The sequence below is a fragment of the Pseudomonas syringae group sp. 243L2 genome, assembly GCF_032587875.1.
GTDB lineage: Bacteria > Pseudomonadota > Gammaproteobacteria > Pseudomonadales > Pseudomonadaceae > Aquipseudomonas > Aquipseudomonas amygdali.
Window position 1 is genome coordinate 1 of the sequence record NZ_JAWHPL010000014.1, and the last position, 13,701, is coordinate 13,701.

The 13,701-nt window shown below is 58.2% G+C and carries 13 protein-coding genes; 3 read left to right on the forward strand and 10 right to left on the reverse strand.

Going from position 1 to position 13,701, the window contains the following annotated elements; genetic code table 11:
- Positions 1–65 precede the first annotated feature (65 nt).
- The 6 genes from msrQ to RYB66_RS07315 form a co-directional block, all read right to left on the reverse strand.
- Positions 66–698 carry a protein-methionine-sulfoxide reductase heme-binding subunit MsrQ gene (gene msrQ, locus RYB66_RS07290; RefSeq protein ID WP_010196355.1) on the reverse strand — a complete coding sequence of 211 codons (633 nt, stop codon included), beginning with the start codon at positions 696–698 and terminating at the stop codon, positions 66–68.
- Positions 698–1,711: a protein-methionine-sulfoxide reductase catalytic subunit MsrP gene (gene msrP, locus RYB66_RS07295; RefSeq protein WP_004667380.1), complete on the reverse strand. Its 1,014-nt coding sequence runs from the start codon at positions 1,709–1,711 to the stop codon at positions 698–700. Before msrP ends, msrQ begins: the two co-directional genes overlap by 1 nt.
- Positions 1,712–1,780: 69 nt before the next feature.
- Positions 1,781–2,626: a CDP-diacylglycerol--serine O-phosphatidyltransferase gene (pssA, locus tag RYB66_RS07300; protein WP_002552077.1), complete on the reverse strand. Its 846-nt coding sequence runs from the start codon at positions 2,624–2,626 to the stop codon at positions 1,781–1,783.
- A gap of 146 nt (positions 2,627–2,772) precedes the next feature.
- Positions 2,773–3,789, reverse strand: coding sequence for a ketol-acid reductoisomerase (ilvC, locus tag RYB66_RS07305; protein WP_002552076.1), 1,017 nt, complete (start codon positions 3,787–3,789; stop codon positions 2,773–2,775).
- A gap of 47 nt (positions 3,790–3,836) precedes the next feature.
- Positions 3,837–4,328 carry an acetolactate synthase small subunit gene (ilvN, locus tag RYB66_RS07310; protein WP_002552075.1) on the reverse strand — a complete coding sequence of 164 codons (492 nt, stop codon included), beginning with the start codon at positions 4,326–4,328 and terminating at the stop codon, positions 3,837–3,839.
- Positions 4,329–4,330: 2 nt separating this feature from the next.
- Positions 4,331–6,055: an acetolactate synthase 3 large subunit gene (locus RYB66_RS07315; protein ID WP_002552074.1), complete on the reverse strand. Its 1,725-nt coding sequence runs from the start codon at positions 6,053–6,055 to the stop codon at positions 4,331–4,333.
- 397 nt (positions 6,056–6,452) lie between these two features.
- Between RYB66_RS07315 and RYB66_RS07320 the strand changes: the two genes are divergently transcribed.
- Positions 6,453–6,869 (forward strand): DUF4124 domain-containing protein, encoded by a 417-nt coding sequence (locus RYB66_RS07320; protein ID WP_005745528.1) that lies wholly within the window; start codon positions 6,453–6,455, stop codon positions 6,867–6,869.
- 9 nt (positions 6,870–6,878) lie between these two features.
- Here the strand turns inward: RYB66_RS07320 and RYB66_RS07325 are convergent, their stop codons facing one another.
- The 3 genes from RYB66_RS07325 to mrcB are packed head-to-tail and all read right to left on the reverse strand — an operon-like array spanning position 6,879 to position 10,287.
- Positions 6,879–7,208 (reverse strand): YqcC family protein, encoded by a 330-nt coding sequence (locus tag RYB66_RS07325; RefSeq protein ID WP_004658614.1) that lies wholly within the window; start codon positions 7,206–7,208, stop codon positions 6,879–6,881.
- Positions 7,208–7,948 carry a tetratricopeptide repeat protein gene (locus RYB66_RS07330; protein WP_004658615.1) on the reverse strand — a complete coding sequence of 247 codons (741 nt, stop codon included), beginning with the start codon at positions 7,946–7,948 and terminating at the stop codon, positions 7,208–7,210. Before RYB66_RS07330 ends, RYB66_RS07325 begins: the two co-directional genes overlap by 1 nt.
- A gap of 17 nt (positions 7,949–7,965) precedes the next feature.
- Positions 7,966–10,287 (reverse strand): penicillin-binding protein 1B, encoded by a 2,322-nt coding sequence (mrcB, locus tag RYB66_RS07335; protein ID WP_002552070.1) that lies wholly within the window; start codon positions 10,285–10,287, stop codon positions 7,966–7,968.
- Between the two features lie 130 nt (positions 10,288–10,417).
- Between mrcB and RYB66_RS07340 the strand changes: the two genes are divergently transcribed.
- Together RYB66_RS07340 and RYB66_RS07345 are read left to right on the forward strand one after the other, a co-directional pair.
- Positions 10,418–11,956 (forward strand): bifunctional aminoglycoside phosphotransferase/ATP-binding protein, encoded by a 1,539-nt coding sequence (locus RYB66_RS07340; RefSeq protein WP_005745525.1) that lies wholly within the window; start codon positions 10,418–10,420, stop codon positions 11,954–11,956.
- A 101-nt stretch (positions 11,957–12,057) separates the two neighbouring features.
- Positions 12,058–12,402, forward strand: coding sequence for a pentapeptide repeat-containing protein (locus RYB66_RS07345; RefSeq protein WP_002552068.1), 345 nt, complete (start codon positions 12,058–12,060; stop codon positions 12,400–12,402).
- 352 nt (positions 12,403–12,754) lie between these two features.
- Here RYB66_RS07345 and deoC read toward each other — a convergent pair whose 3' ends face one another.
- The gene (deoC, locus tag RYB66_RS07350; protein ID WP_005745524.1) at positions 12,755–13,534 is read right to left on the reverse strand and encodes a deoxyribose-phosphate aldolase; all 780 of its coding nucleotides are present in this window, start codon (positions 13,532–13,534) and stop codon (positions 12,755–12,757) included.
- Positions 13,535–13,701 lie beyond the last annotated feature (167 nt).

Genomic DNA, 13,701 nt, shown 5'->3' on the forward strand with positions numbered 1-13,701 from the left:
ACAAGGCTTTTTCGTTTCCGTCTGCGCCGGAAGTGGGGCGAATTATAGACAGATCACAGAGGGCGTCAACCGTTATTTTGAACTTTCTTCGATCCTGCCCCGGCAGAACCTCCAAGACGCGGGATTCGCCTTGTAATCATTGGAATCCGCAACAGCAACAGGAACGCGCCTATCCCCGCATACAGCGCCCATTCCTTAAGGTCAGCCCTGACAATCCAGAACATGTGCAGCAAGCCCAGCCCCAGAATCACATATATAAGCCGGTGTAGCTTCTTCCAGCGCGCTCCGAGTCGACGCTGACTATAGCGATTGGACGTCACAGCCAAAGCCAGCAGCCCGAGAAACGCCAACGCCCCCACGATGATATAGGGACGCTTGACCAGCTCCACGCCTAACTGTCCTAAATCCAGCCCGAGAATGAACAGCGCATACATCGTCATGTGCAGCACCACATAAGCGAAACACCACAACCCCAATTGACGACGGACGACGATCCACCCCGGCCAGCCAGTCAGACGCTGCAAAGGGGTCATGGACATTGTGATCAGCAACATCACCAGAGTCGCTAGCCCGAAATCTTCTACCAGAACCTTGCCCGGATCAGGACCCAAGGCAAAGATCCATGCCTGATAGAGCCACCAGACCGGCGCAACGCACGCGGCGAGAAATACAGCCAGACGCCAGAACGGGTATCGCATCAATAGTCCTTCCGCAAATCCATACCGGCATACAAGGCACCCACCTCCTCCTCATAACCGTTGAACATTTTCGTGTCGCGCAGATTCGGACTGAACAGGCCGCTCGGCAAGCGACGCTCTCGGGCCTGAGTCCAACGAGGGTGATCCACCGTCGGGTTAACGTTGGCATAGAAGCCGTACTCATTTGCCGCAATGCTTTGCCATGTGGTCTTCGGCTGCTCACTGACCAGACTGATACGCACAATTGACTTCACACTCTTGAAGCCATACTTCCAAGGCACCACCAAACGCAGCGGTGCGCCGTTCTGATTAGGCAACTCACGCCCATACATGCCCACCGCAAGAATCGCCAATGGATTCATCGCCTCATCCAGCCGCAGTCCTTCTACATACGGCCAGTCGATGAGGGCAAAGTCAGAGCGTTGCCCAGGCATGGACTTTGGGTCTTCAAGCGTTTCGAAGCGAATGTATTTGGCCTTCGAGGTCGGCTCTACCTGCTTAAGCAGTGCAGAGATAGGAAAGCCCATCCAGGGAATGACCATCGACCAGGCTTCGACGCAGCGCAGCCTGTAGATCCGCTCCTCCAGCTGATAAGGCTTCATGAAGTCTTCCAGCGCATAGCGGCCCGGCTTGCCGACTTCGCCATCGATCACGACGCTCCACGGTTCGGTCTGCAAGGAACCGGCATTCTTTGCCGGATCGCCCTTGTCGGTACCAAACTCGTAGAAGTTGTTGTAGTGGGTCGCGTCCTTGAACGGTGTGATCGCCTCATCCTTGACGTTGACCGCCTGCCATTTTGTAGAAGGCAGCTTGTCGGCAAACCAGCCCGGCGCTTTCCCGGGCTCTACATCCGCATAGCGCGAAGCGTCTGCAGCGCTTGCCCAGCGTGGCAGTGCCGTGACGGCCAGACCCGCAAGCGAGCCGCCGAGCAATGTACGTCGCGAGAGATAGATGGATTCAGGCGTGACGTCCGACTCTTTGGAGTCGGACGAAGAAGGAAGCTTGATTAGCATGATGACTCCGCAGGCCAGGGAACTGATGCACCAATAGACTACGGAGTATGGTGGAAATTAGATCATTGACTAGGCCTTGCGGCGACGCAATAGATACTGAATCGGTCCAGACAGGGCATAGGCGAGGAATATCAGCAGCAGAATACGTGGCGGATCGCTGAATACCACGGCAAACACCAGCACCACGGCCAGAATCGCAACAAAAGGTACACGCCCTTTCAGGTCCAGCTCCTTGAAGCTGTTGTACTTGATGTTGCTGACCATCAGCATGCCTGCCGCCGCAACCAGCAAGGCCACCAGGAACGACAGCTTCGAACCCTGAATCCCGAAATCACTGAACGCCCAGACCGTGCCGGCCACAACACCTGCCGCAGCCGGGCTAGCCAAACCGATGAAGTAACGTTTGTCAGCCTTGCCGACCTGAGTGTTGAAGCGCGCCAGACGCAATGCCGCGCCCGCCACATAGATGAAGGCGACCATCCAGCCCACCTTGCCCATGTCACCCAATGCCCAACCGAATGCCAGCAGCGCGGGTGCCACACCAAAGGCGACCATGTCGGACAGGGAATCGTATTCGGCACCAAACGCGCTCTGGGTATTGGTCATGCGCGCAACGCGACCATCCAGCCCGTCGAGAACCATGGCGACGAAGATCGCAATGGCAGCGAACGCGAAATACTTGCTCGCGCCGGCGGTATCACCCGCACTCATCGCGCTTTGTGCGCTCATGGAACTGATGATGGAGTAAAAGCCAGCGAACAGGTTCGCAGTGGTAAACAGGTTGGGCAGCAGATAGATACCGCGATGCCGGACCTGCCGGCCTTCGGCGTCATGCCCTTCTTCCACATGTTCATCGATAGGTAGCAGACTTTCAGCGTCGGAGGCCTTGTTGGGCTCCTCGGGACGTTCGCTCATGGAGATTACCTTGCAGCGGTATGAAAAGGTTCGACAGAGGTCTGCCGCGAGGGTTCGGCGGCAAACGATGCAGCTTTATACCAGAGCCTGACCCATAACGAAAAAACGCGACCGATTGGCCGCGTTTTTTTTTGCGAAGCTAAAGCTTAGTTCTTGTCTTTGTCGACAATTTTGTTCGCAGCGATCCAAGGCATCATCGAGCGCAGTTTCTCGCCGATGATTTCGATGCCGTGGGCAGCGTTGTTACGACGCTTGGCGGTCATCGATGGGTAGCCGGTAGCGCCTTCGCTGATGAACATCTTCGCGTATTCACCGTCCTGGATGCGCTTCAGAGCGTTGCGCATGGCCTGGCGGGATTCAGCGTTGATGACTTCAGGGCCGGTCACGTACTCGCCGTATTCGGCGTTGTTGGAGATCGAGTAGTTCATGTTGGCGATACCGCCTTCGTACATGAGGTCAACGATCAGCTTCAGTTCGTGCAGGCACTCGAAGTAGGCCATTTCCGGCGCGTAGCCAGCTTCAACCAGTGTTTCGAAACCAGCTTTTACCAGCTCGACAGTACCGCCGCACAGAACAGCCTGCTCGCCGAACAGGTCGGTTTCAGTCTCGTCCTTGAAGGTGGTTTCGATGATGCCGGTACGGCCGCCGCCAACGCCCGAAGCGTAGGACAGGGCAACGTTCTTGGCGTTGCCGGAAGCATCCTGATAAACCGCGATCAGGTCAGGAATACCGCCGCCCTTGACGAACTCGGTACGTACGGTGTGGCCTGGAGCTTTTGGCGCGATCATGATCACGTCGAGGTCAGCGCGCGGTACAACCTGGTTGTAGTGAATCGCGAAGCCGTGGGAGAACGCCAGTGTTGCGCCCTTTTTCAGGTTCGGCTCGACTTCGTTCTTGTACAGCTGGGACTGGAACTCGTCCGGGGTCAGGATCATGACCAGGTCGGCAGCAGCAACGGCAGAAGCAACATCAGTCACTTTCAGGCCATGAGCCTCGGCCTTGGCGACAGTAGCCGAACCTTTACGCAGGCCAACAGTGACATCAACGCCGGAGTCTTTCAGGTTGCACGCTTGAGCGTGGCCTTGCGAACCGTAACCGATGATGGCGACTTTCTTGCCCTGGATGATCGAAAGGTCACAGTCTTTGTCGTAGAAAACTTTCATGGAAATCCCCTGTTATCTTGGCCGTTCAGGCCATTTGCTTAATTGATTTAAATGCTCAGCACTTTGTCGCCACGGGCAATGCCCGTTACGCCGCTGCGTACTGTTTCCAGGATAGCGGCGGTGCCGATGGCCTGAATGAAGCTGTCCAGTTTGTCGCTCGTGCCACTCAGCTGCACGGTATAAACGCTGGCGGTCACGTCGACGATCTGCCCGCGGAAAATATCCGTGGTGCGCTTGATCTCGGCACGCTGCGCGCCAGTGGCCTTGACCTTGACCAACATCAGTTCGCGCTCGATGTGAGCGCTTTCCGACAGGTCGACCAGCTTGACCACTTCGATAAGTTTGTTGAGGTTCTTGGTGATCTGCTCGATCACCTCATCGTGGCCTACGGTGGTGAGCGTCAGACGCGACAGGGTCGGGTCTTCGGTCGGCGCAACGGTCAGGCTTTCGATGTTGTAGTTGCGCTGGGAGAACAGACCGACGACGCGAGACAATGCACCCGGTTCGTTTTCCAGCAGCAGGGAAATGATATGGCGCATGATTATGTCCGCTCCGTCTTGCTCAACCACATATCGCGCATGGAGCCGTCCTTGATCTGCATCGGGTAGACGTGCTCGGTCACATCGACCTGAATATCCATGAACACCAGACGATCAGTCATGGCAAAGGCTTCTTCCATCTTCGGCTTCAAGTCCTTCAGGTCAGTGATACGCATGCCGACGTGGCCATAGGCTTCGACCAGCTTGACGAAATCAGGCAGCGATTCCATGTAGGAATGCGAGTGACGCGAGCCATAGCTCATGTCCTGCCACTGACGGACCATGCCCAGAACACCGTTGTTGAGCAGGATGATCTTCACCGGCAAGCCGTATTGCAGGCAGGTCGACAGTTCCTGAATGTTCATCTGGATACTGCCTTCACCGGTCACACAGGCAACGTGCGCATCCGGAAAGCTCAGCTTGACGCCCATCGCAGCCGGGAAGCCAAAGCCCATCGTGCCCAGACCGCCCGAGTTGATCCAGCGGTTCGGCTTGTTGAAACGGTAGTACTGCGCAGCGAACATCTGATGCTGGCCAACGTCCGAGGTGACGTAAGCGTCGCCCTTGGTGACTTCGCACAGCGTTTCGATAACGGCTTGCGGCTTGATGACCGTGCCATCGCCACGGTTGTACGGGAACAGGTCACCCGCACCGCGCCACTCGTCAATCTGCTTCCACCACGCGGCAACGGATGCCTTGTCAGGTGTCTCGCCGATCTCTTTCAAAGTGGCGACCATTTCGGTCAGCACGCTTTCGACAGGACCGACGATAGGCACGTCGGCCTTGATGGTCTTGGAGATCGAAGCCGGGTCGATGTCGATGTGGATGATTTTTGCGTTCGGGCAGAACTTGCTCGCGCCATTGATGACACGGTCATCAAAGCGCGCGCCGACTGCCAGGATCACATCGGTGTGGTGCATCGCGAGGTTGGCGGTGTAGCTGCCGTGCATCCCGAGCATGCCGACGAACTGACGATCCGTGCCCGGATAGCAGCCAAGCCCCATCAGGGTATTGGTGACCGGAGCATTGAGCAGTTGCGCCAGTTCGGTCAGTTGCGCCGAAGCATTGCCCATGATCACGCCGCCACCGGCGTAGACGATAGGACGCTTGGCCGCCAGCAGCATCTCGACGGCTTTGCGGATCTGGCCGGAATGGCCACGGACCGCCGGGCTGTAGGAGCGTAGCTTGGCTTTTTTCGGAAAGACGTATTCGAATTTCTCGGCCGGGTTGGTCATGTCTTTCGGAATGTCGACCACTACAGGGCCCGGACGACCGGACTGCGCCAGGTAGAAAGCCTTTTTCAGGACTTCCGGGATTTCCGACGGGTGCTTGATCATGAAGCTGTGCTTCACGATCGGCCGGGAGATACCGATCATGTCGGTCTCCTGGAAGGCATCGGTACCCACCAGCGTGCTCGCTACCTGACCAGACAGAACCACCATCGGAATGGAGTCCATGTACGCCGTGGCGATACCGGTAATGGCATTGGTTGCACCTGGGCCGGACGTCACCAGCACCACGCCCGCCTTGCCGGTAGCCCGCGCATAGCCGTCGGCCATGTGCGTGGCAGCCTGCTCGTGGCGAACAAGGATATGGCTTACCGCCGGTTCTTTGAACAGGGCATCGTAGACATGCAGGAGAGCACCACCCGGATACCCATAGATATGCTCAACGCCTTCGTCACGCAAAAAGCGGACGACCATTTCAGCGCCAGATAAAAGCTCCACGTTGTTCACCTCTAAAACGCCAGAATACCGCCCACTCCGGGACGGGTCTTAATAGGTTTACTGCCAGCAGAGCATGAGCGACGGTGGTCGCCGACTACGTCAGCACTGACTGAGCAAGTATTGGGAGGTCCCTGAGTGTTGCGGAACATTCCCACCCAGCGCGAGGTAACGCGTTGCGGGTGTTACAGGTCGGCGCGGGTGTGCGCCTCATGATCTACTGAGAGGGTCTGCTTCTGGCAGTCCTTCTACAGCGAACTTTGGATTGTTGTGATTCCCCCCCTTCAAGTCAAGTGATCCGTGCGCTTTCTTGACAGAGGACCGGCGAAATCGCACCGTTTCGGACTGAAATGCACCGTTATGGTAGTTTTCTGTGTGCACAGACTCTCAAGGACACGACATGCATTGGATGATTCTCGCCGCCGCACTGGCCCTCAGCACAACCAGCCAGGCCGCCTCAATCTATAAGTGGGTCGACGCTCAGGGCGTGACGCATTTTGATGCTCAACCCCCCACCGGCCAGCAGGTGCAGGAAATTAATGTGCAGACGCCGCCGCCTGCCTCTGCGCCCAGCACTCCTGCGGACGACGGAGCTGCACAGCAACGCGCTATTGACCAGAAAGTCAAAAGTCAGGTGAAGGCTCAGGAAGCGAAACGCGCGGAGAATTGCGAAACCCTGCGCACCAATCTCGCGCAGTTGCAGAACAATCCGCGAGTGCGCGAGCAGGTCGGAGGAGAGTCGAGGCGTCTCACGGATGAAAACCGCAAGACGCGTATCGAAGAAACCGAGAAAGCCATCAGCGAATTCTGTCGCTAGAGGATTGGCTCAGCGAGCGGCCGTAATCAACTGATCGAACCGTGCCAGATGCTGCTGCAGCAGCCGGGTTTCACTCAGGCGCCCGGCATAGACCATCTCGGCCATCTCCAGAATGCCGGACGCATTGGGCAGCGGCAGGTCACGCTCGAGGATGACTTTCATGCGCGGCAGGAAGATCCATTGCAGCCACTGCGCGAACTCGAGCGTATCGACGCTGAACGGTTCCTGACTGGCAAGCGCCTGCTCGCTGGGCGGCGTCGCATCCCACCAGCCCAGCGCGCGCAACTCGCGCTCTATCAACAACAACTGCTCGGCCACCTCAGGCAAACGCACGTCCATCAGCGAGCCTTTTGGCGAGCCAGCGCAGCACCGGCCGCGTCACCCTGCTTTTCGCGAGACTGGGCGATCAGACCCCAAAGGCTGGCCTGAAGGCTGGTACGCCCGTTGGCGTAGGTCAGACCGCGACGAGCCAGTTGCTCGGCCTGGGCTGCATCGCCCTGAGCCAGACGCACCTGAGCCAGACGATAAAGCACCTGAGGCTCCCGCGGGGCAACACGCTGCGCGCGCTCCAGGCTTGAGGATGCGCCGTTGAGGTCGCCACTGCTCTGCTGTTGCTGTGCCGTGGTCAGCAACGCCAGTACCGGCCCGTCAAGCTGCTCGTCCTCTGACAGACCGCCGCCACTGGACGGAATGCCGGTCGGTGCAGAGGCAGCCGGCATGCTGTAACTGTTGTTCGCCGGAGCCGGGCTGATCGGGGCCTGATTGACCGGAGCGGCGTCGACAGGCGGCGTGTTGACACTGAACGGCGCCTGACTGGTCGGCGCAGAGAAGCTCTGCCCTGCATCGGCACCACCCGCGCCAGGCACCATCACCACGACGCCCGAATCCTGCGGCACGGCTTGCGGCTGCTGGACTGGAGCGGTGTTGGTTCGGTAAGTGCCGTTACGCGACGCTGCCGCGCGCTCGCCGTTGGACACCTTGGAGCTCGAATCCACGACCGGAATCGAGCCGCGTTCCACACTGGCGCAGCCGTTCAGCAAGGCCAGTGCCGTTAAAGCTGGAATCCACCATTTATTCACTTCAAAACCTCGATTGCCTAGTTCAACCAACCCTTGACCCAGTCCATCACCTCAGTGGCAGGTGCCGGAGCGCCGCCGCATGTCGCGCCGGGCTGGGGCTCACTGCCGCGAATATACGGCATCTGCACTGCATTCGGGCAGCTCGAATCAGAACCCTGGCCTGTCTGCGCATCGACCCACGCCTGAACGACGTTATCCGGCATCGCCATGTCCAGCGGCAGCGGATTGGCCTTGCGCATAAAGCTGGTCCAGACCTGCAGGGCACCAGTGGCACCGGTAAACGGAGTCTTGCCGTTATCATCACGGCCCATCCACACCACAGCCAGCAGATCCTGACTGAAACCGGCGAACCAGCTGTCGCGCGAGTCATTACTGGTGCCGGTCTTGCCCGCCAGATTCAGCGAGCTCGGCAACACGTTGTAAACAGATTTGCCCGTCCCTTCGCGCATGACCCGCTGCATCGCATTCTGTACCAGGTAAATGGCACCCGGATCGAAACGCTGCTCGATCTTGAACGGATAACGCTTGAGCGGTTCACCTTCGGCGGTCAGCACACTGCGAATACCACGCATCGGCGTATTGAACCCGCCGCTGGCGATGGTCTGGTACATGGTGGCGACTTCCATCGGACTCAAGCCGCCCGCACCCAGCAGCATCGACGGATAAGCAGGCCACTCACGCGTTACACCCAGTTTGGCCAGTGTCTTGAAGACAGTTGGAATACCCAGCTCAAGGCCCAGCTTGGCAGTCGACAGGTTGTAGGAATGCGCCAGCCCTTGATACAGAAAGATGTTGCCATGCGACTTGTGATCGTAGTTCTGCGGTTTCCAGATCTGGCCATCAGCGCCCTTGACCTGAAACAGTTCGTCGGCAATCCAGCTGGTCAGCGTGTACTGGCTCGGACGTTCCAGTGCGGTCAGGTAAATAGCCGGCTTGACCAGCGAGCCTATCGGACGCACTGCATCGATCGCCCGGTTGAAACCCGAGAACCCGGCCTCGCGACCGCCAATCAGCGCCTGCACTTCACCGGTCTCCGGGTTGGTGACGACCATACCCGCCTCTACTTCATCAACACCCTTGCGCCCGGCGAGCTTTTTGAACGTGTCGTCCATAGCGGCCTGGGACTTCATCTGCAGGATCGGATCAAAGCTGGTAAAGATCCGCAGCCCTTCTTCGGTCAAGTCTTCATCGCGATAGTCTTCGCGTAACTGGCGCTTGACCAGATCCAGAAAAGCCGGGAACGAGCTGTCGGCGAGCGTGCCGGTCTTGGTCACACCCAGTGGCAATTTCTTCGCGGCGGCCACCACTTCGGGGGTTGCCACACCTTGCTGCTCAAACAGGTCGAGCACCAGATTACGACGCTCCAGAGCACGCTCGGGGTTGCGGCGCGGGTTGTAGAAGGACGGCCCCTTGACCAGCCCGACCAGCATCGCCACCTGATGAATCTTCAGTTCGGAAAGCGGCTGGCTGAAGAAATACTGACTGGCCAGACCAAAACCGTGCACTGCACGTTGACCGTCCTGACCGACAAACACTTCATTGAGGTAAGCCTCGAGGATTTCCTGCTTGCTGTAATGGATCTCCAGCAAGACCGCCATCATGGCCTCGGTGAGCTTGCGGGTCAGGCTGCGCTCGTTGGTCAGGTAGAAGTTCTTGACCAACTGCTGGGTCAGCGTACTGCCGCCCTGGCGCATCTGCCCTTGCGAAGTATTCACCCAGATAGCCCGGGCAATGGACTTGGGCGACACGCCGAAGTGGTGATAGAAATCGCGGTCCTCGACCGCCACCAGCCCGTCGAGCAGATACGGCGGTGCCTGATCAAGCTTGATCAGGATCCGGTCTTCGAGGTTCTTCGGGTAAAGCCCGCCGATCAGCAAGGGCTCCAGCCGCGCCACGGCAAGCTTGGCACCATTGCCCGACGACAGGTCGGCGACGTAATCACCGGAAAAGCGCACGCGCACCTGCTGCGCCGCATCAGTGCCTTCGTAGAACTGGAAACCCCGCGTGTTGAGGTCGACGGTATTGCCATTCACCGCCGCAGCGCCAGGACCATTCGCGACGCTTTCGCGGCGATAACCCAAGGCGTCGAGTTCGATGAGAAAATCATCGCGGCTCAGCTTCTGTCCGACGAACAGCTCCAGCGGTCGTGCATAGACCTTGGCCGGAATGGTCCAGCGCTTGCCGGAGAACTTCTCCTGAACGATTGCATCGAGGTAAATGGCCAGGCCGCCCAGCAGAACCAGGCCGACAATACCGAGCTTCAACGCCCAGCCCAGCCACTTGTTCAGGCTGCGAGGAGGTTGCTTTTTAGGAGAACGAGAGGTGCGGGATCGAGTCATGGGCGCGGATTATACGCACTTTAGCAAGGATCGACAGACGCCCGAGTCAGCGGTTTGCAGCCTCGCGCCAAGCGGCCATAATGGCGGCATCGCGTACTTACATTTTGAACACATTCCTGAAGGATCGCCCGTGAGCAAGTCTTTGATCGCTGCCCTGCAGAACCCTGCTCTTTTCCCACATCCGGTGGAGAATTTCCAGCTCATCGAAACGCACATTTCGTGGGTTCTGCTGACTGGCCCGTATGCCTACAAATTCAAGAAGCCGATGAACTTCGGTTTTCTGGATTTTACTACGCTGGCTCTGCGTAAGCATTTCTGCGAAGAAGAGCTGCGCCTCAATCAGCGCCTGACCGACGACCTCTACATCGAAGTGCTGCCGATCACCGGCACAGTCGACGCGCCGCAATTGGGCGGCGACGGCGAAGTCATCGAATACGCCTTGAAGATGAAGCAGTTTTCACAGGACGGCCTGCTCAGCACCCTGCAGGCCAACGGCGAGGTGACCACTGCGCATATCGACGAACTGGCGCGCCAGATCGCAGGCTTCCACCTCAGCTCGCCGCAGGTCGGAACCGAAAGCGAACTGGGCTCGCCAGACAGCGTGATGGCCCCCGTGGTACAGAATTTTGAGCAGATTCGTCCACTGATCAGCGAAAAATCCGACCTGGCACAGCTCGATGCCCTGCAGGCGTGGGCAGAGTCTAGCTTTGCGCGGCTCAAGCCACTGCTGGCTCAGCGCAAGGCCGACGGATTCATCCGCGAATGCCACGGCGACATCCATCTGGGCAACGCGACAGTGATTGACGGCAAGGTCGTGCTGTTTGACTGCATCGAGTTCAACGAACCGTTCCGCAAGACCGACGTGTACGCCGACATCGGCTTCCTGGCAATGGACCTTGAGGACCGCGGCCTGAAATCCCTTTCCCGGCGCCTGATCAGCCAGTACCTGGAAGTCACCGGCGACTACGCAGGCCTGGAACTGCTGAATTTCTACAAGGCTTATCGGGCGATGGTTCGTGCCAAAGTGGCGCTGTTCAGCCAGCCATCCGATGCCGACGGTGTGCAGCGCGCAGCGACGCTTCGTCAATACCGCAACTACGCCAATCTGGCCGAAAGCTACAGCGCCATTCCCTCACCGTTCCTGACAATTACCCACGGTGTATCAGCCGTCGGCAAAAGCCATGTCGCAATGCGCCTGGTGGAATCGCTGGGCGCCATTCGCCTGCGTTCGGACATAGAGCGCAAGCGCCTGTTTGCCGGGCGAGATGAAGAGATGTATGGCGCGCAAGCCAACGATGCAACCTATGCACACCTGCACGAACTTGCCGGTATAACCCTTCGCGCAGGCTTCTCGGTAGTGATCGATGCCACCTACCTCAAGCATGGGCAGCGTGATGCAGCGGCAAAAGTCGCCGAAAACACCGGCGTGCCGTTTATGATCCTCGATTGCGAAGCACCACAGGCAGTGATCGCTGGCTGGCTTGCCCAGCGTCAGGCACAGAACAATGATCCTTCCGACGCCACCCTGGAGGTCATCGAGGCCCAGCAGGCCAACCGCGAACCGCTGAGCGCAGAGGAAACGCTGCGCAGCAAGAAGGTTGCCACCCACATCAGCAGTGAGCTGGACAGCCTCATCGACAACCTGCGCCAGCGCCTGCCGGGGCTGTAAAACCGGTACATGGCCGTTGAGCGGGTAACGCTTCACGGCCTCGCAATGATGGCGATATAATGGCGTCATAATTCCAACGCAACCACATGTCCGAGGCCATCATGAGCCAGCCCAAACAGATCGACTCACCGCTTTATATGCTGCTGCGCAAAGATGATGTCGAAGGTTTCAACCAGGAAAAACCGCGGACCGGCACAATTGACATGGCCGGGGGCGACTTTCGAGGGCTGGACCTGCGGGCACTGGACACCGCCGGTATCGACTTCACCGACGCCTACTTCCGGTCTGCCGACCTTCGCGGCCTGGACCTGCGGCACACGCCGATGGAAGGTGCGAGTATCGCTCACGCACAGATTTCAGGCGTGTTCTTCCCCGCCGAGCTCTCGGCTGACGAGATTCTGATGTCGGTAAATTTCGGTACACGCCTGCGCTATCGCACCCGCTAAAACCGTAAAACCTTCGCAGCCTGCATGCGCAATGCATGTCAGGCTGGCGCTGCGTCGCTTCATTTCCGAAACTCCCCCTCTAAATATCGCGGCCATGCGCAGCCAGCCGTTATGCCGTGCAAGGCATTTTTGGCCTATGGATAGCTGTCAGGTGATGAGCATGGACAGGTTCAAAAGAACTGTTGACTTAGAAATGAGAATCGTTATGATTATCACATCCGGTCGAGAGACTGGACGGTAACTGAAAGACCTTGGTTCGGACTTTCAGATTATCTCCTCATCAGGCTAATCACGGTTTTTGACCCGGCTCTTTGCCGGGTCTTTTTTTGTCCTTCAAAAAGCTGCCCACCGCTCAAAAACCGTTGCCATACGACTCATACAGGCCAAGTCTGGCCAGCAAATCGTCCAGTAAGCTTGAGCCGCCCAACCGCACGCGCCCGGCGTTCATCCATTGCCGACCAAAACGGGCACGCGCCAGCGTCATGTAAAAACGTGCCTCGTCGAACGTCCGGATCCCTCCCGCAACCTTCAACCCCACCTGCCCGCCGAAGTCCGCGATAGACTCGAGCATCACCCGCGCAGCCTGCGGTGTAACGTGGGTGGCTGATTTGCCTGTGCTGGTCTTGATAAAGTCGGCACCCGAAACAATCGCATCGCGGCAAGCATTGAGGATCATTTGGGAATCGCGCAGATCGCCGGTTTCAAGTGTCGCGGTGAGTTTGACCCGCCCTGCACACAATGAGCTGCACGCCGATATCATCTCAAGGCCGGGCTGCCTGTCCCCACCGAGCAGTGCGCGAAAGGGGTACACGACATCTATTTCGTCCGCGCCGGACAGCAGCGCAGCGCGAACTTGCGAGGTCACTGACTGAATGTTGCTGCTGCCGTGAGGGAAATTGACTATGGCGACAACCTTGATGTCATGCGCCAGCATACGGTCCAGGGTGGTGCGCGCCAGACACACGAAACGCGGCTGCACGCAGACCGCGGCAACCTGCCCCACAGGCGTCCATGCGCGCTGACAAATGCCGACGATACGCTGCTCCGTATCGTCGGCATTGAGGGCAAACAGCTCAAGCAGCCTTATGACCTGACGCGCCAGCCGCTCATCATCTGCTGTCATCTCTTTCATGGCGTATTCGCTCTGCAAAACATGGGCAGAACGATATACGGGCTTGAAGGCCAGAAGGCGCTAGGACCATGCTCAGAGAAAAAAGCCACAGGAAGACAGGAAAAAACTGACGCAGCCTGTAACAAGCCCCGCGTACGACAACGCGACAATCCAAAGAAGCTGTCAGA